At 60.9% G+C, this 23,588-nt stretch carries 23 protein-coding genes; 16 read left to right on the plus strand and 7 right to left on the minus strand.

From position 1 onward, the window contains the following. Positions 1-78 precede the first annotated feature (78 nt). Positions 79-468, minus strand: a complete 390-nt coding sequence (locus ACMV18_RS07380) for a PhnD/SsuA/transferrin family substrate-binding protein (protein WP_420817304.1) — start codon at positions 466-468, stop codon at positions 79-81. 198 nt (positions 469-666) lie between these two features. Here ACMV18_RS07380 and alaS point away from each other — a divergent pair, with 198 nt between their 5' ends. From alaS to dut, 6 genes are all read left to right on the plus strand, one after another. Beyond that, complete coding sequence (alaS, locus tag ACMV18_RS07385) at positions 667-3,294, plus strand: alanine--tRNA ligase (protein WP_420817305.1); 2,628 nt, start codon at positions 667-669, stop codon at positions 3,292-3,294. A gap of 196 nt (positions 3,295-3,490) precedes the next feature. Beyond that, the gene (locus ACMV18_RS07390) at positions 3,491-4,378 is read left to right on the plus strand and encodes a metal-dependent hydrolase (protein WP_420817306.1); all 888 of its coding nucleotides are present in this window, start codon (positions 3,491-3,493) and stop codon (positions 4,376-4,378) included. A 77-nt stretch (positions 4,379-4,455) separates the two neighbouring features. Next, positions 4,456-5,520, plus strand: coding sequence for an AraC family transcriptional regulator ligand-binding domain-containing protein (locus ACMV18_RS07395; RefSeq protein WP_420817307.1), 1,065 nt, complete (start codon positions 4,456-4,458; stop codon positions 5,518-5,520). Positions 5,521-5,718: 198 nt separating this feature from the next. Further along, positions 5,719-6,753, plus strand: a complete 1,035-nt coding sequence (locus ACMV18_RS07400; RefSeq protein ID WP_374259041.1) for a helix-turn-helix domain-containing protein — start codon at positions 5,719-5,721, stop codon at positions 6,751-6,753. Positions 6,754-6,809: 56 nt separating this feature from the next. Further along, a complete protein-coding gene (coaBC, locus tag ACMV18_RS07405; RefSeq protein ID WP_420817308.1) occupies positions 6,810-8,045 on the plus strand; it encodes a bifunctional phosphopantothenoylcysteine decarboxylase/phosphopantothenate--cysteine ligase CoaBC in 1,236 nt (411 codons plus the stop codon). Then, on the plus strand, positions 8,042-8,491 hold the full coding sequence (gene dut / locus ACMV18_RS07410; RefSeq protein WP_420817309.1) for a dUTP diphosphatase: 450 nt from the start codon (positions 8,042-8,044) through the stop codon (positions 8,489-8,491). The genes coaBC and dut overlap by 4 nt, the downstream gene beginning before the upstream one ends. Before the next feature lie 34 nt (positions 8,492-8,525). Here dut and ACMV18_RS07415 read toward each other — a convergent pair whose 3' ends face one another. Continuing rightward, entirely contained in the window at positions 8,526-9,047 is a 522-nt protein-coding gene (locus ACMV18_RS07415; protein WP_420817310.1) for an FKBP-type peptidyl-prolyl cis-trans isomerase, read from the minus strand. Positions 9,048-9,232: 185 nt separating this feature from the next. Between ACMV18_RS07415 and ACMV18_RS07420 the strand changes: the two genes are divergently transcribed. From ACMV18_RS07420 to ACMV18_RS07430, 3 genes are all read left to right on the plus strand, one after another. Beyond that, positions 9,233-10,414 carry a JmjC domain-containing protein gene (locus tag ACMV18_RS07420; RefSeq protein ID WP_420817328.1) on the plus strand — a complete coding sequence of 394 codons (1,182 nt, stop codon included), beginning with the start codon at positions 9,233-9,235 and terminating at the stop codon, positions 10,412-10,414. Between the two features lie 51 nt (positions 10,415-10,465). Beyond that, complete coding sequence (locus ACMV18_RS07425; protein ID WP_420817311.1) at positions 10,466-10,957, plus strand: hypothetical protein; 492 nt, start codon at positions 10,466-10,468, stop codon at positions 10,955-10,957. Between the two features lie 117 nt (positions 10,958-11,074). Further along, positions 11,075-11,284 carry a hypothetical protein gene (locus tag ACMV18_RS07430; protein WP_374259035.1) on the plus strand — a complete coding sequence of 70 codons (210 nt, stop codon included), beginning with the start codon at positions 11,075-11,077 and terminating at the stop codon, positions 11,282-11,284. 171 nt (positions 11,285-11,455) lie between these two features. Here the strand turns inward: ACMV18_RS07430 and bamC are convergent, their stop codons facing one another. The 5 genes from bamC to fliE form a co-directional block, all read right to left on the minus strand. After that, complete coding sequence (gene bamC / locus ACMV18_RS07435; RefSeq protein ID WP_374259034.1) at positions 11,456-12,613, minus strand: outer membrane protein assembly factor BamC; 1,158 nt, start codon at positions 12,611-12,613, stop codon at positions 11,456-11,458. Between the two features lie 61 nt (positions 12,614-12,674). Beyond that, positions 12,675-13,556, minus strand: coding sequence for a 4-hydroxy-tetrahydrodipicolinate synthase (gene dapA, locus ACMV18_RS07440; protein WP_420817312.1), 882 nt, complete (start codon positions 13,554-13,556; stop codon positions 12,675-12,677). Positions 13,557-13,705: 149 nt separating this feature from the next. Beyond that, positions 13,706-13,840: a hypothetical protein gene (locus ACMV18_RS07445; RefSeq protein ID WP_374259032.1), complete on the minus strand. Its 135-nt coding sequence runs from the start codon at positions 13,838-13,840 to the stop codon at positions 13,706-13,708. Between the two features lie 2 nt (positions 13,841-13,842). Next, the gene (locus ACMV18_RS07450; RefSeq protein WP_420817313.1) at positions 13,843-15,075 is read right to left on the minus strand and encodes an MFS transporter; all 1,233 of its coding nucleotides are present in this window, start codon (positions 15,073-15,075) and stop codon (positions 13,843-13,845) included. A 26-nt stretch (positions 15,076-15,101) separates the two neighbouring features. Beyond that, positions 15,102-15,452 (minus strand): flagellar hook-basal body complex protein FliE, encoded by a 351-nt coding sequence (gene fliE, locus ACMV18_RS07455; protein WP_374259030.1) that lies wholly within the window; start codon positions 15,450-15,452, stop codon positions 15,102-15,104. 206 nt (positions 15,453-15,658) lie between these two features. On the opposite strand from fliE, the gene fliF reads away from it, so the two are divergent. From fliF to ACMV18_RS07490, 7 genes are all read left to right on the plus strand, one after another. After that, positions 15,659-17,395 (plus strand): flagellar basal-body MS-ring/collar protein FliF, encoded by a 1,737-nt coding sequence (fliF, locus tag ACMV18_RS07460; RefSeq protein ID WP_420817314.1) that lies wholly within the window; start codon positions 15,659-15,661, stop codon positions 17,393-17,395. A gap of 15 nt (positions 17,396-17,410) precedes the next feature. Further along, on the plus strand, positions 17,411-18,406 hold the full coding sequence (gene fliG, locus ACMV18_RS07465) for a flagellar motor switch protein FliG (protein WP_374258279.1): 996 nt from the start codon (positions 17,411-17,413) through the stop codon (positions 18,404-18,406). Next, a complete protein-coding gene (locus ACMV18_RS07470; RefSeq protein ID WP_420817315.1) occupies positions 18,393-19,448 on the plus strand; it encodes a FliH/SctL family protein in 1,056 nt (351 codons plus the stop codon). The genes fliG and ACMV18_RS07470 overlap by 14 nt, the downstream gene beginning before the upstream one ends. Then, positions 19,445-20,875 carry a flagellar protein export ATPase FliI gene (gene fliI / locus ACMV18_RS07475; RefSeq protein WP_374258282.1) on the plus strand — a complete coding sequence of 477 codons (1,431 nt, stop codon included), beginning with the start codon at positions 19,445-19,447 and terminating at the stop codon, positions 20,873-20,875. Before ACMV18_RS07470 ends, fliI begins: the two co-directional genes overlap by 4 nt. An 18-nt stretch (positions 20,876-20,893) precedes the next feature. Continuing rightward, positions 20,894-21,376: a flagellar export protein FliJ gene (fliJ, locus tag ACMV18_RS07480; protein ID WP_374258283.1), complete on the plus strand. Its 483-nt coding sequence runs from the start codon at positions 20,894-20,896 to the stop codon at positions 21,374-21,376. Between the two features lie 12 nt (positions 21,377-21,388). After that, positions 21,389-22,777 (plus strand): flagellar hook-length control protein FliK, encoded by a 1,389-nt coding sequence (locus tag ACMV18_RS07485; protein WP_420817316.1) that lies wholly within the window; start codon positions 21,389-21,391, stop codon positions 22,775-22,777. A gap of 139 nt (positions 22,778-22,916) precedes the next feature. Then, positions 22,917-23,555, plus strand: a complete 639-nt coding sequence (locus tag ACMV18_RS07490) for a flagellar basal body-associated FliL family protein (protein WP_420817317.1) — start codon at positions 22,917-22,919, stop codon at positions 23,553-23,555. Positions 23,556-23,588: the final 33 nt, after the last annotated feature.

Here is a 23,588-nt window from a genome sequence, read left to right on the forward strand (position 1 = left end):
TCACCATCGATTGATGGGGCCGCTGGGCAATGTCCCGCCAGCCGAGTTCGAGGCAAACTACCACCAACAACACGCTGGTCAGGCCGTGACCGCCTGACTTAAACCAACTGGCCTCCGCGAAACCCGGGGCGCTTCAGGCAGGAAGAAGTTGTTGGAGTAGACGAAGTCGTACTCGCCACGCGAGATGGATTCAATCGACTCGGAGGCCGAGCGTGCCAGCTTGAGTTGCAGGTCAATGCCGGTCTTGCGCTTGACGTAATCGAGGATGGGATTCCAGTAATTGGCCGTCAGCACGGCGCTGCGCTGCGACAACACTCCGAACGAGTAGGTTTGCGCATGTGCGCTGCCACTGCCCAACAGGGCCACACCCAGCGCCAACAAACCAGAAATGCCCCACGTCCGATGGCTCAGCAATGTGAGAGAGCGAGCTGTGGACGGGGATGACATCTTGGAACGCAGGGTGTTCATTCAGTTAACTAGTGAGTGTACGGGCTAGGGTTGGTCCTAGCCCCGAATTGGGGCGTCTGATGTGATGCAGATCACAAATGGCGCCACATTGTTGGGTTTATGCGGCGTGCGCCCTCAAATCTATAATCACAGGTTACGCCCGGCGAGCCTGGGCAGCCCTTCAAGCCCTTGGCCGCATCCGATAACGAGAAAGCCCCTATGAAAGCCGCAGACATCCGCAAGACCTTCCTGGAGTTCTTCCAGTCCAAGGGACACGCCATCGTGGCGTCCAGCCCTGTGGTGCCTGGTGACGACCCCACCCTGTTGTTCACCAACGCCGGCATGAACCAGTTCAAGGATGTGTTCCTCGGCTTTGACAAGCGCCCCTACACCCGTGCCACCACGGCGCAAAAGTGCATCCGCGCTGGCGGCAAGCACAACGACCTGGACAACGTCGGCTACACCGCACGTCACCACACCTTCTTCGAGATGCTGGGCAACTTCTCGTTTGGTGACTACTTCAAGCACGACGCCATCACCTTCGCCTGGGAGCTGCTGACCGAGCACTTCAAGCTGCCCAAGGACAAGCTGTGGGTCACCGTCTACCACGAGGACGACGAGGCTTACGACATCTGGAACAAGACCGTGGGCGTGCCCGCCGAGCGCATCGTGCGCATTGGCGACAACAAGGGCGCACGCTACATGTCCGACAACTTCTGGATGATGGGCGACACCGGTCCTTGCGGCCCTTGCACCGAAATCTTCTTCGACCACGGTGAAGACGTGGCCGGCGGCCCTCCCGGCAGCCCCGATGAAGACGGCGACCGCTACATCGAAATCTGGAACAACGTCTTCATGCAGTTCAACCGCACGGAAGACGGTGTGATGCACCCGCTGCCCAAGCCCTCAGTGGACACCGGCATGGGCCTGGAGCGCATTGCCGCTGTGCTGCAGCACGTGCATTCCAACTACGAAATCGACACCTTCGTGGCGCTGATCGACGCAGCCAAGAAGGCTGTGGACGAAGCCGGTGCGGGCGACTGCGATCGCAGCAGCCACTCGCTGAAAGTGATCGCCGACCACATCCGCGCGTGCTCGTTCACCGTGGCCGATGGCGTCATCCCCAGCAACGAAGGCCGCGGCTACGTGCTGCGCCGCATCACCCGTCGTGGCATCCGCCATGGCTACAAGCTGGGCGCACGCACCCCGTTCTTCCACAAGCTGGTTGCCACCCTGGCCGCCGAGATGGGCGACGCCTATCCCGAACTGCGCGCCAACGAAAAGCGCATCACCGACGTGCTGAAGACCGAAGAAGAACGCTTCTTCCAGACCATCGCCAACGGCATGGAAATCTTGGAAGGCGCCCTGGCTTCGGGCGCCAAGCAGGTTGACGGCGAAACCGCCTTCAAGCTGCACGACACCTACGGCTTCCCTGTTGACCTGACCGCCGACGTGTGCCGCGAGCGTGACGTGACCGTGGACCAGGCTGGCTTTGACGCCGCCATGGCCCGCCAGCGCGAGCAAGCCCGTGCCGCCGGCAAGTTCAAGATGGCCGCTGGTCTGGAATACACCGGCACCGCCACCACCTTCCACGGCTACGAGCACCTGAGCGTGGAAGGCGCCAAGGTCACTGCTGTGTACGTGGACGGCGCTGCGGTCGAGCAAGCCAACGCCGGTGACGACGCTGTCATCGTGCTGGACAACACCCCGTTCTATGCCGAGTCTGGCGGTCAATGTGGTGATGCCGGTGAACTGCGCAACAACACCAGCCGCTTCCTGGTGGAAGACACCCAGAAGATCCAGGCTGATGTGTTTGGTCACCACGGCCGCGTGGTCGAAGGTGGCATCAAGGTGGGCGACACCGTGGCCGCCAAGGTCAATGGCGACCTGCGCGCCAAGACCGTGCGCAACCACAGCGCCACCCACTTGATGCACAAGGCCCTGCGTGAAGTGCTGGGCGATCACGTGCAGCAAAAGGGTTCGCAAGTTACGGCTGATCGCACCCGTTTCGACTTCGCCCACAACGCCCCGATGACCGACGAGGAAATCCGCGAAGTGGAAGAAATCGTCAACGCCGAAATCCTGGCCAACGCCGATGCCCTGGCCCAAGTCATGGCCCTGGAAGACGCTCAGAAGTCCGGAGCCATGATGCTGTTCGGTGAGAAGTACGGCGAGACCGTGCGCGTGCAGACCATCGGTTCCTCCAAGGAATTGTGCGGCGGCACCCACGTCAAGCGCACGGGCGACATCGGTCTGTTCAAGATCGTGGCCGAAGGCGGCGTGGCTGCTGGCGTGCGCCGCGTCGAAGCCATCACCGGCGCGGCTGCGCTGGCCTACACCCAGAACCTGGAAACCACGCTCAACGGCGTGGCCGCTCTGATCAAGTCCACCACGCAAGAAGTGCCCGCTCGCGTGGCCGCTGCGATGGACCAGATCCGCGCGCTGGAAAAAGAAATCGCCGCCCTCAAGGGCAAGCTGGCTTCCAGCCAGGGCGATGAGCTGATGGCCAAGGCTGTGGACGTCAATGGCATCAAGGTGCTGGCTGCCACGCTGGAAGGCGCTGACGCCAAGACCCTGCGTGAAACCATGGACAAGCTGAAGGACAAGCTCAAGACCGCCGCCATCGTGCTGGCCGCCGTGGACGGTGGCAAGGTGCAACTGGCTGCGGGCGTGACCGCCGACAGCACGGGCAAGGTCAAGGCTGGCGAGTTGGTGAACTTTGTGGCCCAGCAAGTGGGTGGCAAGGGCGGCGGCAAGCCTGACATGGCCATGGCCGGTGGCACCGATGCATCGGGCTTGCCTGCTGCACTGGCCAGCGTGCAAGCCTGGGTGGCCGAGCGCGTCTGATGGGGGCGCTGCAGCGCTGACCTCCGCGTCAAGCTGTTCAAAGGGCTCCGCAAGGGGCCCTTTTTCTTTGCCTCGGTGTTTTCACTAGGGGTGCGGTGTCGTACAGGAAACCCTGCTGTCACCCGTCATCCTGTTGGCAAACAATGGCTATTTCTAACATGCGTCTATTCGGATTAAACGAACGAGGACGACATCCATGGCCTTCCAGAGCGACAAACAGCATCCCATCGTGCCCCGCGAAAAGCTGGACTTCGGACTGAACGACAGTATTCCCAAGTACTGGTTCGGCGGAGACCCCTTCCGTACGCGCTTTTTTGATGCCATGTCGCTGATCTTCCCGCCCGGCGAGAAGTTCTTCATGGTCACGGTGCGCGACTTCCGCGATCAGGTCACCGACCCCAAGCTGCTGCAAGACATCAAGGACTTCAACCGTCAGGAAGCCCAGCACAGCATGGTGCACAACCAGTACAACGACCTGCTGCGCAAGCAAGGCATGCCCGTTGACGAACTGATTGCCTGGCTCGACAACCTGCTGTTTACCAAATACCGCAGCCGTTTCAGCCGCCAGTACACCTTGGCCATCACCGGCGCACTGGAGCACCTGACTGCCTTGGGGGCCCACGCCATGTTTGATGAGCGCGACATCCTGGGCGATGCTCACCCCAATGTCCGCGCCATGTACGCTTGGCACGCCATTGAAGAAGTCGAGCACAAGGGCGTGGCTTATGACGTGATGGTGGATTACGCCAAGGTGGGTTACTTCCGTCGTGTGGCCGCACTGGTGCATGCCACGTTCATGTTCCCCTGGGTCATCTTCAAGTTCGCCAATCGCATGCTCAAGGCTGATGGCTTCAGCTTCTGGCAACGCGTCAAGCTCAACGTGAAGGGGCTGCACTGGGTGCTCAAACCGGGCGGTTTCCTGGCCCCCACACACAAGCACTACATCAAGTACTACAAGCCCGGTTATCACCCCTGGCAGGAAGCCGATCAGCCTGGCTATGAAGAGTGGCTGGCCGGCTTCAACCGTCGTCAAGACCCCGTAGAAGCCAGCGAGAGCATCCGCTCTGCACTGCTCGCGCACTGACCGTGACAGGCGGCCCGTTAATCGGGCTGGAACTGGTTAGACTTCGACACACCTTACGCAAGGTGTGTCGTTTTTTTATGCGCCTTCCACTGCCACCGCCATCCGTCCTCGAAGCCATGGGCATCAAGCCCATTCCGATGTTCATGCTCTCAGCCTGGATCAAGGCTGCGACGCGTTGCGGCTTCAATGTTCAGCCCCTGTTCAAAGAGGCGGGCATCAAGATCGACCTCATCCGTCTGGAAGAGGCGAGGGTGTCTCCATTGCAGCTCATCTCGCTGCTGGAGCAGTGCGTGGCCTTGTCGCCCGACAAGTATTTCCCGGTCATGCTGGGCGACACGTTTGCCTTTGAATCACTGCCCGAGATTGAAACCCTGCTGACCACCAGTCCCACCTTGCGCGATGCGCTCAAGGCAGCCGAGTTGGCCAGACTGGTCGTGCTGCCATGGCTGACGCTGGAGGTCCGAGACGAGACCGAGCAGGTGCAGGTGGCGCTGGGGTTTGACATTCCCTTGCCGCAGTTGGCTGGCTATGCCTTGCCCTTGCATCTGGTCATCCATGCGGCCATGGCCTGCATCCGCAAGTTCGGGCGCACCTTGCAGGGCTCGGACGATGGCTTCTTGGGGGTGATGCTCAAGTCGCCCCGCTCTGACCGATCTGCCCAGATCGAGGCTTTTTTTGGTGTGCCTGTGACCTTTGGGGCGGAGGTGGACGCCTTGGTCTTTGAGCGCCGCTTGCTGGACACCCCGCTGGAAGGCGCGTTTCCAGCTCTGCACGAGCAAGCGCACTACTTGGCCGAGCAGCGACTGGGCCGCGAAGCCAAGCGTCAGGGGGTCTCAGCTGAAATTGAAGCCTTGATCAGCCGCGATCCCGGCCTGCTCGCTTTGGGTGTGGAAGACATGGCTGAGCGCCTGAACCTGCATCCCCGTACTTTGCAACGCCGCCTGAAGGACGAAGACGACAGCTACCTGGGCGTGCTGGCCCGCATGCGTCACAAGCTGGCCTGTCAGTGGCTGAGGCAGGGGGCGCTGTCGATTGATGACATCAGCATCAAACTGGGCTTTTCGGACCGACGTGCGTTCACCGCTGCTTTCAAGAGGTGGGAAGGCGTGACGCCCAGTGCATGGCGAGACACCCAAGCGTGAGTGCGAACCCTATTCGGGTTTACGTGCAATGAGTGCTGTGCAATGGACCCCCACCAAACGGGGTGAAGTGTCGCTGTTTCATCCTTGGTGGCACAGCGAATTCCTTGCTTGTGGGGGTGTCAGGGAATAGATTAAACGGTGACGAAAGTTGTGGAATTTGTCACAACTAGTCGCGCAGTAACTTGATTTGTTTCGATCATGCACCGTTTTGAGCTCAGTTCGCCTATCCCTGTTCCTGCTCTTGGAAGTTGGCGCCAGGCCGCCATGGTCTGCGGGTTCACCATCGACCCGGTACTACGCGAAGTGGGCATCACGCCAACTGAGCCCAACGTGCCGGTCAAGGTCAAACCCACCAGTTTGCTGAAGGCATTCAAGCTGTGTGTGGAACGAGCGCACGGACATCATTTCCCGTTTGCGCTGGGCGAAAAGTTCGTGTTCGAGCAATACGGCGAATTCGAGGCGTTCATTTCGTCGTGCACCACCATCCGCGAAATCCTGGAACTGGCGGGCTGGGTCCGTGAGTTGCTCGCACCGTGGATGACGCTGCACCTTGACGAGTTTGGTGCCGAAGCGCACCTGCGCGTCGTGATGAACGTGTCTGACGAAGAAGCCGCTCAAATGGGGCATGTGCGTGAAGTGGTGTTGGCTGCGATTCACACCGTGATGTGCCGTGCCACACGCGGGGCGCGCTGGCTGCTGTCGGTGCGCATGGCGATGCCTGAACCTGCTCACCACCAACGTTTTTCCGAGCATTTCGGCGTGCCGGTGTTTTTCAACGAAGGCGCCGATGCCTTGGTGATGGATCGTCGCTGGCTGGACATGCCGCTGTCGAGCGCCATGCCCGATGCGCAAACCGAAGCCCGTCAGCGCATTGAGCGCCGACTGAACCTTGAGTCCACGCATCGCAGCATCGTGGACGATGTGCGCTGGGCACTGGAGCGTCGTCCCGAGTTGCTGCGCGAAGGCCTGGAAGCCACGGCCCACGCCATGCGCTTGCATCCACGCACCTTGCAGCGTCGCTTGCAGGCAGAAGGCGTCAAGTACGTCGACATCCAGTCCGAAGCCAAGTGCAGCCGTGCGCAGGTCATGCTGCGCCGCCGTGCCATCAGCATGGAATCCATTTCTGACGAATTGGGCTTCTCGGATCGCCGTGCGTTCACGTTTGCGTTCAAGCGCTGGACCGGCATGTCGCCCAGCGCCTACCGCCACAAGATTGGCGGCGTGTTGCGCTGAGTTCATCCAGCCTGACGGGCGAAGCAGGTGCTGCGGAGCCTGCTAGAGTCCCGTTCATGTCAGAACGCTCCGAACTCCAAGGCAAGCACATTGTGCTGGGCCTGACAGGCGGCATCGCCTGCTACAAATCTGCAGAATTTGTGCGCCTGCTCACCAAGGCGGGCGCCACTGTGCAGGTTGTCATGACAGAGGCTGCAGAAGCCTTCATCACGCCGGTGACCATGCAGGCCTTGTCGGGTCGTCCCGTGGTGACCAGCCAGTGGGATGCGCGCGAGCCCAACAACATGGCGCACATCAACCTCAGTCGTGAGGCTGACGCCATCGTGCTGGCACCCGCTAGCGCCGACTTCATTGCCCGACTGGTGCAGGGCAGGGCAGACGAACTGCTGAGCCTGATGTGCTTGGCGCGCCCGCGTGAAGCCTGTCCCTTGCTGGTGGCCCCTGCGATGAACCGCGAGATGTGGTCTCATCCGGCCACGCAGCGTAACGTTGCACAGTTGGCCCAGGACGGCGCTTTGATTCTGGGGCCAGGATGCGGCGATCAGGCCTGTGGCGAAGTGGGTGACGGCCGCATGCTCGAGCCCGAAGAGTTGCTGGCGGATTTGATTGCCTTCTTCCAGCCCAAAGTGTTGCGTGGCCATCGGCTGCTCATCACTGCGGGGCCGACTTTCGAGCCCATTGATCCGGTGCGCGGCATCACCAACCATTCCAGCGGCAAGATGGGTTTTGCATTGGCCCGTGCTGCGCGTGAAGCCGGTGCGGACGTGACCCTGGTGGCCGGCCCGGTGCATTTGCCCACCCCGCGTGGTGTGCAGCGCCGCAACGTCACCACCGCGCAGCAGATGTATGACACGGTGTTGCCCCTGGCTGCCGAGCATGACGTGTTCATTGCCACCGCCGCCGTGGCCGACTGGCGCCCCGCGACCTCAGCCGAGCACAAGATCAAGAAAGAGGGCAAGAAGACCGTGCCCTCATTTGAGTTGACCGAGAACCCTGACATCCTGGCGGCCGTGGCCGCGTTGCCTGCGCCACCTTATTGCGTGGGCTTTGCGGCTGAGAGCGAGCACTTGCTGGAGCATGCCCGTGCCAAGCTGGCGCGCAAGAAGATTCCGCTGATTGTCGGGAATCTGGGGCCCGCGACATTTGGTCGCGACGACAACGCTTTGTTGCTGGTGGATGCCAGTGACCACCAGGCGCTGCCACCGGACGGCAGTCGCGCCGACAAATTGACCTTGGCCCGTAGCCTCATGCAGGAACTGGCCCAACGACTTCAAGCAGTTAAAACAGCATGACCACCGTAGACATTCGCGTTCTGGATCCACGCATGGCAGAGGCTCTGCCTGCTTACGCCACACCCGGCAGTGCCGGTCTGGATTTGCGCGCCTGCATTGACGAGCCTTTGGTGCTGGAGCCGGGGCAAGCGCAGCTGATTCCAACCGGCTTGTCCATGCATTTGGGGGATCCGGGCTTGGCTGCGATGATCCTGCCCCGATCCGGCTTGGGGCATAAGCACGGCATCGTGCTGGGTAACCTGGTCGGTTTGATTGACTCAGACTACCAAGGTCCCTTGATGGTCAGTTGCTGGAACCGTGGGCAATCGGCTTTCACCATTCAGCCCATGGAACGCATCGCCCAACTGGTCATCGTGCCCGTGGTGCAAGCCACTTTCCGCCAGGTCGAGTCCTTCGAGGCCAGCGAACGCGGCGAAGGTGGCTTCGGTTCGACGGGCCGCGGCTGATTGCGCAACCCGTCAGTTGAGACGCACCAGCGTCTCAGTGCACGGTTTCGCCCGGTGCAGGAGTGGGCGCAAAACTGAAGGGGGAGGTCGACACGGAGCCGTGTTCAACTTCTTCTTCAGTGGCTGAGCGCACGTCGCACACCTTCAGGTTCAAGCGAATGGCGATGCCGGCAAGCGGGTGATTGCCGTCGAGCACCACATGGCTGTCGTACACCTCGGTGACGGTGTAGATGGCATCCTTGGGCAAGTCAGGCGTGGTCGCGCCTTCGGGCGGGCCATCAAACTGCATGCCCTCGTAGACCTGCTCGGGGAAGATCTCGCGCTTCTCGAAGAACACGAGGTCGGCGTGGTAATCACCAAACGCTTGTTCGGGCTCGAGGTGCAAATGAGCTTCAAAGCCTGTGGTCTGTCCGATCAGGGCTTGTTCCACCTTGGGCAGCAGGTCATCGCCACCCAACAGAAACTCCATCGGATCGGCCAATTCGTCAATCAACTGGCCTTGCGCGTCTTCAAGACACCAGACAAGGCTCACAACGCAGGGAGAGGAAATGATCATGGGCGAGATCATCTCACGAGGCGACCTTCGTTGTGGTGCGCATCGGTGATCATTGAGACGGATCAGGTGATGACAGGGCTGCTTCAGCGCACAATCTAAGCATGAAAAAAGCTCGCACCACTGACAAGCCCTCTACAAAGGTTTCTGCCACCGAATCGGCCCAGGCACCCAAGGTCGCCGGCCCTTTGGCGATTGACGAGGCCACGCCCTTGCTCGGAGGCATCTCGCCAGAGACTTTCATGCGCAAGTACTGGCAGAAGAAGCCCCTGCTGATTCGCCAGGCCGTGCCCGGTGTGGTGCCGCCGATTGACCGAGCCAAGCTGTTTGCGCTGGCGGGCGAAGAGGAGGTGGAGTCCCGCCTGATCGTGCGTGAAATGCCTGACGAGGCCCCCAAGGCCGCTCGCGGTAAGGTTGCCAAGAACGCCAAACCGTCACCGGGCTGGAAGCTGGCGCACGGCCCGTTTGCACGCCGTAGCTTGCCTGCCATGACACAACCTGGCTGGACCTTGCTGGTTCAAGGGCTGGATCTGCACGTGCCTGCAGCCTATGACCTGATGCAGCAGTTCCGCTTCGTGCCGGATGCGCGTCTGGATGACCTGATGATCTCGTATGCCACCGATGGTGGTGGTGTGGGCCCCCATTACGACTCGTACGCCGTGTTCCTGCTGCAGGTGCATGGCAAGCGTCGCTGGCGCATTGGTCGCCTGAAGGACACCTCGCTGCAAGAAGACGTGCCGCTGAAGATCTTGACGAACTTCGAGCCTGAGCACGAGTACGTGCTGGAGCCGGGCGACATGCTGTACTTGCCGCCCAAGTGGGGCCACGATGGCATCGCCGAGGGTGAGTGCATGACCTGCTCGATCGGTTTCCGGGTGCCGGAAGCGACCGAGCTGGCGCGCGAGGTGCTGGTGCGTTGGGTGGAAGAGATCGAGTGCGACGACAAGGTGCGCCTGTATCAAGATCCCAAGCAACCCGCGACGGCCCATCCTGGCCGCGTTCCGGAAGCCTTGCAGAAGTTCACGGCAGATGCCATCGAGCGTCTGCTCAAGGACCCGGATGGTCTGAAGTCTGCCTTGGGTGAAATCCTCACGGAGCCGAAGCCACGTGTGTGGTTCCACTCTGGTGAGCCCTTGCAAGCGGGTGTTGGGGTTCGCCTCGATGCGCGCACGCGCATGGTGTACGACGATGACCGTGTGTTTGCCAACGGCGAGTCGTGGCGTGCTGCGGGTAAGGATGCAAGACACCTGCGTCAACTGGCTGATAAGCGGTTCCTGGATGCGCGCACGGTGTCTCAGGTCAGTGAAGACTTGCGCGAGCTGCTGGATCAGTGGGCGCAAGATGGTTGGCTGCATCCGTTGACCGCTTGATGGGATTCGGTCATGAGTCAAGAGCCTTCATTGCCGGCTGAATCGCGTGATGTGACCGAGTTATCGGGGCGCATCACCAGTTGGCTTGATTTTGGTGATCGGGTGAGCGTTGCCATGGCCATGGCAGCAGCAGAGCCGGTCAGCATCACCATGACGGACACCAATTTTGTGCGCTGGCCTTTGGGGCAGCGCAGCGTCATGGAGGCCTTTCAGCAGTGGGCTGTACACGGTTCCAGCGTGGTGAAGTGTCATGTGCTGGCTGGAACCTTCGAAGAGTTTGCGCGAAGTCATCCTCGATGGCTGATGTGGCGTGCAAACTGGTCACATCGGGTGGTTTGTCAGGAAGCTCCGGAGGAGTTGGCCTCACAAGTTCGCCCTATGTTGGTGCTTCATGGTCGTTTGGGGTTGCGCTTGGTTGAAGAACGCTTGGGGACAGGCGTCTGGACTCGCGATCCCGGTGTCTTGTCGGACTGGCTGTCTGACTGTGATGCTATTTCGCAACGATCGCATGACGGTATGCCTCCGACGACACTCGGTTTATAGGGATTAGCCCGAGGCATCGTATAATCATTGTCTGAATATGGCGCTCAGCTCATTGAGGGCTTGGCACATAGTTTCAATATCACCGGTTTTATTGACACTCCTTTTGAGGATACAAGCATGAAAAAGTCGCTCCTGCTGGCTTCCCTGATCGCTGCCATGGCCCTGGCTGCTTGCGGTAAGAAAGAAGCCGCTCCTGAAGCCGCTTCCGCTGCTTCCGAAGTCGCTTCCGCTGCTTCCGACGCTGCTTCCGCTGCTTCTGACGCCGCTCCTGCTGCTTCCGAAGCCGCTTCCGCTGCTTCCGAAGCTGCTTCCGCTGCTTCGAACTAATCTTTAGTTCGCACGGAATCAAAAGCCGCTCTTCGGAGCGGCTTTTTTTCGTCCCTGCTTCAGAGATATTCTGTAACCGAGTTATTACAGGTTTCCCGTGAAGTAAAAAAGCCCGACCGCAATTTGCGTATCGGGCTTTTTGTTTCCCCTTGAATAAGGGGGGGGGCTGAATTAATTCAGCTCGTCTTGCAATTGACGGGCAATGCGCTTACTGGTTGCCGATGTGGCGGGCTCGCCTGCGCTGGTCAGCACGCTGATCAGGCTGGTGCGGTTGCCTTGGGCTTGCACGCGCACTTGGTAGCGTTGCAGATTTTCAGTCGCCTTTTCGCTGCTGAACATGCGTGCGAAGAAGCCGGGCTTGGCGGCAGCCGGGTCGTTGTCCGACAGGCGAACGTCAAAGGTGCCTTGCTTGCGGTCGCGGTTTTCAACCGTGAAGCCGCTGCGGTCCAATGCCAAGCCCACGCGACGCCAAGCCGTGTCGGCATCCGCGTCCAGTGTCAGTGCGTTGCCGGCGGCATTCAGTTGAGCTGCCTGGCGTGCTGGTGTGGGGGCAGCAGCAACCTCAGGCGCCTTCTCTTGTTTGACGGCAGCGGCAGCTTCCTTGGTGGCGCCGAGCTTGAGCATCAGGCGCGACAGCATTTCGGCTTCCAGACCAGGATCGGAGGGGCGGGCGCGCCAAGTGGTGCGCTCTTTGCGGTTGTCTTCGTACTCTTCGGCCATGCCGCGGTGGCTGATGTAGATCTCAGTGCCGTTGGCCGTGCGTTCGATGCGAGTGCGATACATGTCGCGCTCGCCGGTGTCGTAGAGCATGTCAAAGACGCGACCCAGCGACTGACGAATGATGCCGTCTTGAGGAACCTTGGCCTTGTTCTCGGACCAGTTGGTTTCCATGATGCCGACGTCAGCCTTGTCGACGGTCAGCTCGAAGCCCACGTCTTGCCAGAAGGCGCGGACTTGAGGCCACACTTGCTCGGGCGTCTGGTTGACGCTCAGCCAGCGGTTTTGGCCTTGACGTTCCAGTTTGACGCCACCTTGCGTGGTCGAGGCCACTGCAGGGCTGGCGACGGTTTCAGCTTGCTTGGCGCCGGCGCGTTGCAAGCTGGAGGCGCTGATGGTCGATGCTTGCACCTGACCATAGCGGATCTGGCCGGGCAGTTGGCTCAGATCAGGCGGCACGTCCAGCTTGACGGATTGCGTACCCGTGGTGCGGTAATCCACCTTTTCGCCAACCAGCGTGTCGCTGATCGACGAGCAACCGGATGTGAGCAGGACGCAGGCCAGCGCGGCGCCGGCAACGATAGTGGTCTGGTGACGAGGTGTGATCGGCATGAAAAAGTGCTTCTGATCCCGACACCAGCGGAGTCGGGCCAAGGGTCAGGATCGGAGAGGTTTACAGAACCCCGGAATCGCGCAGAGCGCCTTCCACCAGAGTCTGAGACGCTGGTGTGAGTTCCGTGAGAGGCAAGCGCAGTGTGCCGCCAATTTTGCCCATGCGTGCCAGCGCCCACTTCACGGGGATCGGGTTGGGCTCGCAGAACAGTTGCTTGTGCAGTGGCAGCAGTTGCATGTGCAGGTCAATGGCGCGCTTGGCGTCTTGTGCCATGGCGGCCTTGCACAGCTCGGCCATGCCGCGAGGTGCGACGTTGGCTGTGACGCTGATGTTGCCGTGGCCGCCCATCATCATCAAGTGAACGGCGGTGGGGTCGTCACCCGAGAAGATGCTGAAGCCCTTGGGGGCTTGCTTGATCAGCCAGGCTGCACGGTCGAGGTTGCCGGTGGCTTCCTTGATGCCGATGACGCCAGGCAACTGCGCCAGACGCAGTGCGGTTTCGGGGGTCATGTCGGCAACGGTGCGGCCGGGCACGTTGTACAGCACCACGGGGATGTCGACGGCTTCGACAATCGCCTTGAAGTGCTGGTAGATGCCTTCTTGGGTTGGCTTGTTGTAGTACGGCACGACCTGCAGGGTGCAGTCTGCGCCGACCTTCTTGGCGAACTTGCTCAGCTCGATGGCTTCAGCCGTGGAATTGGCGCCTGCGCCAGCCATGACGGGCACGCGGCCAGCAGCTTGCTCCACCGCGACACGGATGATTTCGCAGTGCTCTTCCACCGACACGGTGGGGGACTCACCCGTCGTGCCCACCACGCCGATGCAATTGGTGCCTTCGGCGATGTGCCAGTCGATCAGTTTGCGCAGATTGTCGTAATCGACGCTGCCGTCTTCATGGAGGGGGGTGACCAGTGCAACGATGCTGCCAAAAATGGGTTTCATGGTGATTCCTTCAATCCGACGATTCTACTGGGGCGCGAGGGCAATCTGACGCACTCGTGTCGCTCTCGGTAGATCGCCGGTTTGATTCAACGTTTCAGGCGCGATCCGGATGACAGTGATGGCCTTGAATGCAGGGTTTTACTTGGGCGTCACATGCAATTCCAGAGCCGCCCGGCCAGGTCCACGATGAAACCCGGCTGAAGGTAAAGCGCAAAGACGCAGCCCAGCACCATGGCGGCGCCGAGGTAGGCCAGTCGCTTGGGCCAGGGGCTGGACTTGCGCATGCTCAGGCTGTGACAAGACGGGTCGCGGGTTGACGGTTTTCCCGAATCGGGAGGTTCAGCACGCAGGCGACGATGCCCAACGCAATGGCAATCCACCAAACAACGCTGTAGCTGCCGGAGAGGTCATACAGTCGCCCAGCGAGCCACACCCCCATGAATGACCCGATTTGATGGGAGAAAAACACGATGGCACCGAGCATGGTGAGGTGCTGCACGCCGTGCATTTGCGCCACGACTGCATTGGTGGGCGGAACGGTGGATAGCCACAGCGCGCCCATGATGGCCGCGAAGATCCCGACGGACAGGGGGCTGATGGGTGTGAGGATGAACACCGTCATCACCACGGCGCGACTGAAGTAGATCGTCGACAGGATGCGAGTTTTGCGCAGGCGTTGCCCTAAGGCGCCTGCCGCATACGTGCCAATCACGTTGAAGAGACCGATCAGGGCCAGGGCGGTGGTGGCCACTTCGGGTGAGAGCTTTTGATCGGCCAGATAACTGGGCAGGTGAACCCCGATGAAGGCGACCTGAAATCCACAAACGAAGTAGCCTGCCGTTAGCAAAAGGTAGTCACGGTGCGCGAAGGCTTCACGCAGCGCCTGACCCGCTGACTGAGTGGGCGAGTCGGTTGTGGGCGCATGGGGGGAGGGATTTTGGCGCGCTGGCTCGCGCAGGCCCCATGCAAATGGGGCAATCAGCAAGGCGGAAGCGGCCAGCGCGAGCAAGGCCGTGGACCAGTCCAGTCGATGAAGCAGGGTGCTGGCCAGGGGCACCATGAGAAATTGACCGAAGGAGCCGGCGGCAGCAGTGATGCCCATGGCCCACGATCGTTGCGATGCGTCGATGTTGCGGCCGATCACCCCGTAGATGACGGCGTAGGTGGTGCAGGCCTGCCCCAGGCCAATGGTGACCCCGGTTGCGAGCAGGAAAGGCAGATGCTGTTCAAACAGGGCCATGCCCGCCAGGCCCAGCGCATACAAGATGGCACCGGGCACCAGCACGCGGAACGCGCCGCTGCGGTCGGCCCACCAGCCGATGAAGGGGCCACTGGCGCCCCAGACGAGGTTTTGCAGGGCCAGGGCCAGGGAGTAGTCTTCCCGCGTCCAGCCATGCGCCATGGTGATGGGTTGCAGCCACAAGCCAAAAGCGTGGCGAATACCCATGGACAGAGTGACGATGAGGGCGCCGCAAAGCAGCATCTGCCGCATGGGCAATCGACCGGGGGAAGACGTCATGAAGTTGGCAGGGCGGGCAGGGGGCCTCAAACCTGCATGTTCATGATATCGGTGTACGCCTGAACGAGTTTGTTGCGCACCTGAACAGCCGACTGGAAGCCGAGTTGGGCTTTTTGCATGGCGACCATCGTCTCTTCCAAGCTGACGGTCGGATTGCCAAACTGTACTTCGCGCTGCAAGGCCGTGGCGGCTTCCTGGGATTTGCTGATCGAGCCCAAAGCGCCTGTGAGGGCGTTTTGAAAACTGGGCTTGTCAACGGCGCCAGTGCTGCCTGCGGCCTCGGCTCGGGTCTTGGCCTCGACGCGCCGTGCGACGTCGGCCATGCCAGCCTTGGCGGCTGCCTGCGCGAAATCAAAGGGCTTAAGTTTGAGGTCCATGATGCCGATAAGTCCGACGTGGGTGTGGTGCCAATCACCACGATTTGGACTCTAGAGCGTTCAGGCATTGTTCAATGCACGGAAGAAGTCGGCATTTCCGAGGCTGTTCTCAGCATTTTTGTCTGCCTTCTTCTCAATAATGGGACCGTCATAGCGGTAATGCGGCATCGTATGGTTACGGTGCGCAGCCTCTTGTATCGGCCACCATGGAAGTTACTGTCGCTCAACCTCAATCTGTTGCAAATGCCTCTGCCGGGCAGGTGGTGGACGCCACCACGTCCCAGCCAGGGTTCGCGCAACGTGTGATGGCTTTGCCCATGCAACGCAAGCTGATGCTGGCGGGTGGGATCGCAGCCATCGTGGCGATTTTTGCGGCCATGCTGATCTGGGGGCGCGAGGGCGATTACCGCGTGCTCTATACCAATCTGTCTGACAAGGACGGTGGGGCCATCTTGGCGCAGTTGCAGCAAATGCAGGTGCCCTACAAGCACGCAGATGGTGGCGCGGCGATTTTGGTGCCCGCTGACAAGGTGCATGACGTGCGCCTGAAGCTGGCGTCGGCGGGGTTGCCCAAGGGCTCGGTGGTGGGTTTCGAGCTGATGGAGAACCAGAAGTTCGGGACCACGCAGTTTCAGGAACGCTTGAACTTCCAGCGTGGGCTGGAAGGCGAGTTGATTCGTTCGATTCAGGCGCTCGCCAGTGTGCAGAGCGCCCGCGTGCATTTGGCACTGCCCAATCAGAATGGTTTTTTCCGCGAGCAGCAAAAGGCGTCGGCCTCGGTGGTGCTGACGCTGTATCCGGGGCGGACCCTGGATCGCGCGCAGATTGCCGGCATCGTGCACCTGGTGTCGTCCAGCGTGCCCGAGATGTCGCCCAAAGCGGTGAGCATCGTGGATCAGACCGGGACGCTGTTGTCCGGCCCGCAAGAGGGAGTGGATCAGACAGGTCTGGACGCGCAACAACTGCAGTACGTGCGCCAGATTGAAGCCAATTACACGCAGCGCATCAAGGACATTCTGGAGCCCGTGGTGGGCAAGGACAACTTGCGTGCCCAGGTCACTGCGGAGCTGGATTTCTCGCAAGTCGAGTCCACCGCCGAGGAATACAAGCCCAATCAGGGGCAGTCGACCACGGCCACGGTGCGCAGTCAGCAGACCAGCGAGCAGGTGGGGCAGGGCACTGCGCAGCCTTCCGGCGTGCCGGGTGCCACATCGAATCAGCCACCTGTGCCTGCCACGGCGCCGGTCAACGGTGCATCGCAGCCCTTGCAGGCTGCGCAAGGTGGGGCAAATGGTGGCAACAGCCGTCGTGAGGCTTTGACCAACTATGAAGTGGACAAGACGGTGCGTGTGACCCGCAGCGCCACGGGCACCATCAAGCGCCTGAATGCTGCGGTGGTGCTGAATCACCGCACGGTGACCGATCCCAAGGGCAAAACCTCGACACAGCCGATTCCTCAGGAAGAGCTGGATAAGTTGACGTCTTTGGTGCGCGAGGCCATTGGTGTGGATGATCGCCGCGGGGATTCGATCAAAGTGGTGAACACGCCCTTCCAGGTGGTCAAGGAAGAAGAAGTTGACACACCGATGTGGAAGTCGCCCGAGACACAGGACATGATCCGCACCTTGGCCGTGCCTGCTGCACTGACCTTGGCTGCGCTGATTGTGGTGTTTGGTGCGATCCGTCCGGCGATCCATGCCGCTCGCCCTGTGCCACCGAGCGAGACCGAGGTAGCCAAACTGGACGCCGTGGTGGATGATGCGAATGAACTGCCTGCGTTGGAAGGTTCCATCGTGGATGGTCATGTGGTCGGCCCGGACGGGCACCCGCTGCCTGCCCTGGAAGCGCCTGGCGTGGATCCACGACTGGATGCTGCCCGCCGACTGGCCAAGGAGAATCCGCTGGCAATGGCCACGGTGCTGCGCGGTTGGATCACTAACTGATCAAGGACTCAAGTCATGGACGAAAAAGGCCTCGAAGACGCCGCCATCCTGCTGATGTCCCTGGGCGAGGAAGAAGCCGCCGAGGTGTTCAAGCACCTCGAGCCTAAGGAAGTGCAGGGCTTGGGCGAGACGATTGCCAAGCTCAAGACGGTGACTAAGGACCGTATCAGCAGTGTGCTGGATCGGTTCACGGAAGAGTCGACCGAGATGGGCATGTTGGTGCCCGACACCGACGAATACATCAAGACTGTGCTGCGCAAGGCCTTGGGTGATGACAAGGCCAATTTGCTGATTGACCGGATCATCCAGGGCAGTGACACCACGGGCATCGAAAGCCTGAAGTGGATGGACCCCGGTTCGGTGGCGGAGTTGTTGCGCAACGAGCACCCGCAGATCGTGGCCGCCATCTTGGTGCACCTGGATCCGGATCAGGCTTCGTCGGTGTTGAAGTCTTTCCCCGAACGTCATCGCAATGAAGTGATGGTGCGGATTGCCACGCTGGACGGTATCCAGCCTGCGGCACTGAAGGACCTGAACGAGGTGCTTTCGCGTGTGTTGGCGGGTGGCCAGCAGTTGCGCAAGTCGTCGCTGGGCGGCGTCAAGCCTGCGGCCGAGATCATCAACCTCATGGGGTCGAGCCTGGAAACGTCGATCCTGGATTACATCCGCGAGGCCGATGGCGATCTGGCGCAGAAGATCATGGACAACATGTTCGTGTTCGACGATCTGATCAAGTTGGACGACAAGGGCTTCCAGGCCCTGCTCAAGGAAGTTCAGACCGAATCGCTCATCATCGCGCTCAAGGGCGGTTCGCCGGAAATTCGCGAGAAGGTGTTCAAGAACATGTCCAGCCGCGCCGCCGAAACCTTGCGCGAGGACTTGGAGTCTCGCGGTCCGGTCAAGTTGTCGGAAGTGGAAGGCGAGCAGAAGGAGCTGCTGAAGATCGTGCGTCGTCTGGCCGACGAAGGTCAGATCGTGTTGAGCAGCGGAGGCGACGATGCCTACGTCTAAGCCTAAATCGCCACTGGGCTCGCAGGGCGGGTCGGGGACGCCGACTGGTACGCCCTCTGCCCCTAGCTCATACGCCAGATTCATCCCTCGGGAAGAACTGGGGAGCTTCTCTGCGTGGAATCCTGCTGCATTTGAGGCGCCCAAAGCCCCCGCCCAGCCGGACCTCGTGGGTGGTGTGCGCAAGCCGACTTTGGCGGAACGGGCCGCTGCCGAAGTGCGGCCGCCCATGCGTTCATCGACCGCGCACCATGCTGCGCAGGCCATGGGGGCCAAGGTGCCTCAGCAAGAGCCTGCCGCGCAGCCCAAGCCTGCTGTTCGCCGACCGATCGTAGGCGGTGTGCCGGGGCAGGCCGAAGCCGAAGCGGCCGCTGCCGAAGCTGCTGCGCGTGCGGCTGCTGAGCCGCCATCGCCACCGCCTCCCAATGTGGATGAGTTAGTGGCCGAGGCGCGCAACACCGGTTATCAGGATGGCTACCGCAACGGCTTGGCGGCGCTGGAGTCTTACAAGCAGACGCAGGCTGCGCAGCTGGCTGCGCACATGAGTGAACAGGTTGCTGCTTTGGCCAACGAGTTCCAACTGCGTCTGGAATCGCTGGAACAGCAATTGGCCGGGCGCATTGCTGGTGTGGCGCTGGAGTTGGCTCGGCAGGTGGTTCGCAGCGAGTTGCTGCAACGTCCGGAATTGGTGGTGGATGTGGCTGAGCAGGCCTTGAGCGCCTTGCTGACGTCTGCGCGGCAAATTGTGTTGCGCCTTCATCCGGACGACCACGCGATGGTGCAGGCACAGCTGGCAGAGTTGCTGGCGGCACGTGGCGCGCGCGTGGTGGGGGATCCCACCATCACCCGGGGTGGTTGCGTGGTGGAGTCGGATATTGCCGTGGTGGACGCATCCATCGAGGCCAGTTGGGAGCGTGCGGCGGCCGCCATGGGGCACGACGCGCCCTGGAACGGTGGTCACGAGGCGCATGGCTCGACCGCTGTGGTGCGTGATCCTGCCGAGTTGCAAGACGACGAAGACGACTGGCCGGAGGGCGGGGTATGACAGCCTCTGCGCGTGATCGTCAGGACGTCGGTATGGATCGTTGGACGCGGTTTCTCGACGATCTGGATGTGTGCGCAGGGACCCCTTTGCCACTTGAAAATCACGGCAAGCTGGTGCGTGTGGCCGGCTTGGTGCTGGAGGCTGCCGGTTTGCGACTGCCGGTCGGCGCCGTGTGTGAAATTCATTCGGAAGCCCGCCTGGAAGCCACCCCCGTTTTGGCTGAAGTGGTCGGGTTTGCCGGTGACCGTGCGTATTTGATGCCAACCGCTGAAGTGCATGGTCTGGCCAGCGGCGCGCGTGTGGTGCCGCGATCCATCCCTATCAATCCGCCGGTGTTGGGGCGTCCGAATCACCCTTGGCGTCGCAGCGAAGACCGAACACGGCATTTGCCCATCGGCGGCGGCCTGCTGGGACGTGTCATTGACGCGCAAGGCGTACCCATGGACCGAAAAGGTGCCTTGCAGCATGTGCGCAGCGTGCCATTGGCCCGTCGTCCGATCAACGCGATGGAGCGCGACCCGGTGCGTCAACCGCTGGACACGGGCGTGCGCGCCATCAATTCCATGCTGACCGTGGGGCGTGGACAGCGGATTGGTCTGTTTGCAGGTTCTGGCGTCGGCAAGAGCGTGCTGCTGGGCATGATGGCGCGTTACACCCAGGCCGACGTCATCGTGGTGGGCCTGATTGGCGAGCGGGGCCGCGAAGTCAAGGAATTCATTGAAGACATCTTGGGTGAAGAGGGCTTGGCCCGTTCGGTCGTGGTGGCCGCGCCGGCCGATGCCCCACCCTTGACCCGGATGCAGGGCGCCAACTACGCGACCGCGATTGCCGAGTATTTCCGCGACCAGGGCCTGCACGTGCTGTTGCTGATGGATTCGCTGACTCGCTACGCCATGGCACAACGTGAAATTGCGCTGGCGATTGGCGAACCCCCTGCGACCAAAGGTTATCCGCCGTCGTGCTTTGCCAAGTTGCCTCAATTGGTGGAGCGCAGTGGCAATGGGTTGAATGGACACGGCTCGATCACAGCCTTCTACACCGTGCTGTCGGAAGGTGACGACCAGCAGGATCCGATTGCCGATGCGGCCCGCGCCATCCTGGATGGCCACATTGTGCTGTCACGAGAACTTGCGGAATCCGGACATTTCCCGGCAATAGACATTGAACGCAGTGCTTCTCGAGTGATGCACAACGTCGCAGAGCCTCAACATATCGATGATGCGCGACGCTTCCGTCAGCTGTGGTCGAAGTACAGCAAAGCCAAGGATTTGATCCAGTTGGGGGCCTACGTTCCCGGCCATGATTACGACTTGGACATGGCAGTCAAGTCACACCAGTCGATGGTGCATTTGTTACAGCAGGGTATGCATACGCCTGCCCCTATGGAAGAAAGCGTTAACGCGTTGCATCATATTGTGGCGAGTTGATAAAAGGACGAGACGAGCATGAGTGCAAACCAAGCTTTGTTGATGGTGTTGGAGTCGGCTGAAAAAGAGCGTGACGAAGCCATGGCGCAGCTTGAAGCGCGCCGAAAGGCCTGTGACGCTGCACGTCAGCAGGCGCAGTCCCTCACGGATTGGCGCAAGGAATACCAGCAGCGCTGGCAAAACCAGTTCCGCCAGTCCGGTGGCATGGAAATCGTGCGCTGCTACAACGACTTCATGCAGCGTCTGGCCGATGCCGTGACCGAGCAAGACAACCGACTGGCCCAGGCCGAGCAAATGCTGGAGCGCAGCCGTCTGGAGTTGATCGAGCGCGAGCGCAAAGTGGCCGCCGTGTCCAAGCTGATCGACAAACGCATCCTGGAAGCCCAGGCGCGCATGAATCGCCAAGATCAAAAGGCCATGGACGAAATGGCTTCGCGTGCGGCGCGTGTCTCGACTGCGTTGTCTGGCGGTGTGAATCCGCTGGCTGGCTCGGTCATCTAAGGAGCTGAGACCATGAGCACCTCGGTCAAAAACGCGAATACGCAAGCCCTGAGTGGCAATGTGTCGTCGACCAGCAGTGAGCTGATGGCACGCCTGAGCGCGCAATCTCGTGCTTCAGAGGGGCTGGGGGCGCAAAAGGACTTTTCTGGCTGGATGGCGCAGCACGGCCAAGACATGGCGACCAAGCCAGATACCAAACCGGCTCAGGCGACTTCCCCCGCCAAGTCAGAGGCAAATCAGGCGGAGCAGACTGCCGCAGAGCGTGGGTTGACAAATGCGAGGCTGAACGAGCAGGCCATGACCCGTGCGCGTCAGCAAGCCATGGCTGCGCAGAGACAAGCCGAGCAAGCTCGCCTGAACGAGGCTTCGGCGGGGGCGCGCAAGGACAAGCCTGCTACAACGACTGCCAAGTCTGAGGGCGAGAAGCCCGCAGAGGCCGAAGCCAAGGTCGAAGACAAAGAGAAACAGCCTGCTGATGCGGCGCCGACCAATTTGACGGTCGATGCAAAGCAAGCGGCCACGCCCCAGGATGCAGCCCCCACCGATAAGTCCGGCATGATGGCGTTGTTGGCCAGCCTGAACCATGCGGGTGCCAAGGCGGGGCAGACTGGTGGCGATGCTTTGTCCGACGCCAGTGAGGCGGCCCAAAAGCGAGACCTGCTTCAAGGCGGGGACGTGACCCAGGCGCAAAGTGATCGCGTGGGCGCCAGCACCACTGGGGCGCATGGGCTGGATCCACAGTTGTGGCAAAGCGTGCAATCGACGGCCGCGCTGCAGGTGGATGCGATGTTGTCCCAAGCGGGGGCCGTGGGTGAGCGCAAGGCGGATGTGGACACGCTGTCTGGTTTGATGGCAAGCGGCGCCATGCGTGCGCCAACGCCGGGTTTGGGGGGCGCTGATGCGGCCACATCCGGTGTTCGTCACGAGTCGGCCACTTTGGGTGTGCCGTTCGGCAGCACCGATTTTGCTCAAGCGCTGGCAGAGAAGGTCAGCATGTGGGTCAGTTCGGCGCGGTCTGACGGTCCAATGACGGCTGAATTGCACCTCAATCCAGCGGAAATGGGCCCCATCAACGTGAAAATTTCACTAGATGGTGATTCAGCCCAAGTGGATTTCGCCGCGGCAGCGGTAGAAACCAGACAGGCTATCGAAGCCAGTATGTCGATGTTGTCCTCGTCACTGAGCGATGTGGGCCTGACCTTGACCGGTGGTGACGTGTCTGCGCAGACCTCGCAGCAGTCGTTTGCCCAGCAGTGGGGCCAGTCCGAGTCGGGTTCCCGTTCGGCCAATGCGCAGACCTCAGGTTCGCGTGATTTGGCCGAGTCGGATGAGGGCCTGTCCATGCGTCAAGTGGCAGCGCCACGTCCAGGGCGTGTGGGTGGTTTGGACCTCTACGCTTGAGCGTCGGGTGACAGTAACGAAGAATCGAACGGATTTCCTACTGCTTATCGGTTCTTCAGTTTGACGCTGACTTCGAATAATCCACCTATGGATTAGTCTCTGGTGTGAGACCGATCCATGAAACCCAGGAGATACGCGAATGTCAGCACCTGCAGCCGCGCCGGCTGAAGGCGAAGCCCCCAAGAAGGGCCCCAAAAAACTGGTCATCATCGGTGCCGTGGTGGCGTTGCTGCTCGTGCTGGGTGGTGGCGGTGCCTTTTTCATGATGAAAAAGAAGGCCGCTGATGCGGCTGCGGCAGAAGGTGGTGACGCAGAGGGTGGGGATGCCCATCATGAGGCGCCCGCCAAGACAGCCAAAAAACCTTCTGGGGACAAGCACGCTGGCCCGCCCACGTTTGTGCCGCTGGACCCGTTCATCGTCAACCTGACGGATCGTGACTCTGAGCGTTATGCGCAGGTGGGCATCACCTTGCAAGTGGACGACGCCAAGGTCGGCGAGGAAATGAAGGCGTACATGCCAGCCATCCGCAACGCCGTGTTGCTGGTGCTGTCTCACAAGTCTTCTGCGGACCTGTTGAGCGCGGAGGGCAAGGAGAAGCTCGCTCACGAGATTCGCCGCGATGCAGCCCGTGCCATGGGCTACGAAATCTACGACCCCGATGAAGAGGGGGAAGATCCTGAAGCGGAGACTTCTTCGAAGAAGAAAAAGAAGAAGCGTCCAGCGGAGTCTTACAACCCGATCGTTCAGGTTCATTATTCCAACTTCATCATCCAGTGATCGCTTGCTGACCAACCCTAACCCGGCTCAGAG

Origin of the sequence: Aquabacterium sp. (assembly GCF_048860245.1) — a bacterium.
In the GTDB taxonomy this organism is placed as follows: domain Bacteria; phylum Pseudomonadota; class Gammaproteobacteria; order Burkholderiales; family Burkholderiaceae_C; genus Aquabacterium.

Bases quoted from the DNA above. Each gene is read 5' to 3' on its own strand.
- ACMV18_RS07380 (WP_420817304.1), bottom strand. From the start codon at position 468: ATGAACACCCTGCGTTCCAAGATGTCATCCCCGTCCACAGCTCGCTCT.
- alaS (WP_420817305.1), top strand. From the start codon at position 667: ATGAAAGCCGCAGACATCCGCAAGACCTTCCTGGAGTTCTTCCAGTCC.
- ACMV18_RS07390 (WP_420817306.1), top strand. From the start codon at position 3,491: ATGGCCTTCCAGAGCGACAAACAGCATCCCATCGTGCCCCGCGAAAAG.
- ACMV18_RS07395 (WP_420817307.1), top strand. From the start codon at position 4,456: ATGCGCCTTCCACTGCCACCGCCATCCGTCCTCGAAGCCATGGGCATC.
- ACMV18_RS07400 (WP_374259041.1), top strand. From the start codon at position 5,719: ATGCACCGTTTTGAGCTCAGTTCGCCTATCCCTGTTCCTGCTCTTGGA.
- coaBC (WP_420817308.1), top strand. From the start codon at position 6,810: ATGTCAGAACGCTCCGAACTCCAAGGCAAGCACATTGTGCTGGGCCTG.
- dut (WP_420817309.1), top strand. From the start codon at position 8,042: ATGACCACCGTAGACATTCGCGTTCTGGATCCACGCATGGCAGAGGCT.
- ACMV18_RS07415 (WP_420817310.1), bottom strand. From the start codon at position 9,047: ATGATCATTTCCTCTCCCTGCGTTGTGAGCCTTGTCTGGTGTCTTGAA.
- ACMV18_RS07430 (WP_374259035.1), top strand. From the start codon at position 11,075: ATGAAAAAGTCGCTCCTGCTGGCTTCCCTGATCGCTGCCATGGCCCTG.
- bamC (WP_374259034.1), bottom strand. From the start codon at position 12,613: ATGCCGATCACACCTCGTCACCAGACCACTATCGTTGCCGGCGCCGCG.
- dapA (WP_420817312.1), bottom strand. From the start codon at position 13,556: ATGAAACCCATTTTTGGCAGCATCGTTGCACTGGTCACCCCCCTCCAT.
- ACMV18_RS07445 (WP_374259032.1), bottom strand. From the start codon at position 13,840: ATGCGCAAGTCCAGCCCCTGGCCCAAGCGACTGGCCTACCTCGGCGCC.
- ACMV18_RS07450 (WP_420817313.1), bottom strand. From the start codon at position 15,075: ATGACGTCTTCCCCCGGTCGATTGCCCATGCGGCAGATGCTGCTTTGC.
- fliE (WP_374259030.1), bottom strand. From the start codon at position 15,452: ATGGACCTCAAACTTAAGCCCTTTGATTTCGCGCAGGCAGCCGCCAAG.
- fliF (WP_420817314.1), top strand. From the start codon at position 15,659: ATGGAAGTTACTGTCGCTCAACCTCAATCTGTTGCAAATGCCTCTGCC.
- fliG (WP_374258279.1), top strand. From the start codon at position 17,411: ATGGACGAAAAAGGCCTCGAAGACGCCGCCATCCTGCTGATGTCCCTG.
- ACMV18_RS07470 (WP_420817315.1), top strand. From the start codon at position 18,393: ATGCCTACGTCTAAGCCTAAATCGCCACTGGGCTCGCAGGGCGGGTCG.
- fliI (WP_374258282.1), top strand. From the start codon at position 19,445: ATGACAGCCTCTGCGCGTGATCGTCAGGACGTCGGTATGGATCGTTGG.
- fliJ (WP_374258283.1), top strand. From the start codon at position 20,894: ATGAGTGCAAACCAAGCTTTGTTGATGGTGTTGGAGTCGGCTGAAAAA.
- ACMV18_RS07485 (WP_420817316.1), top strand. From the start codon at position 21,389: ATGAGCACCTCGGTCAAAAACGCGAATACGCAAGCCCTGAGTGGCAAT.
- ACMV18_RS07490 (WP_420817317.1), top strand. From the start codon at position 22,917: ATGTCAGCACCTGCAGCCGCGCCGGCTGAAGGCGAAGCCCCCAAGAAG.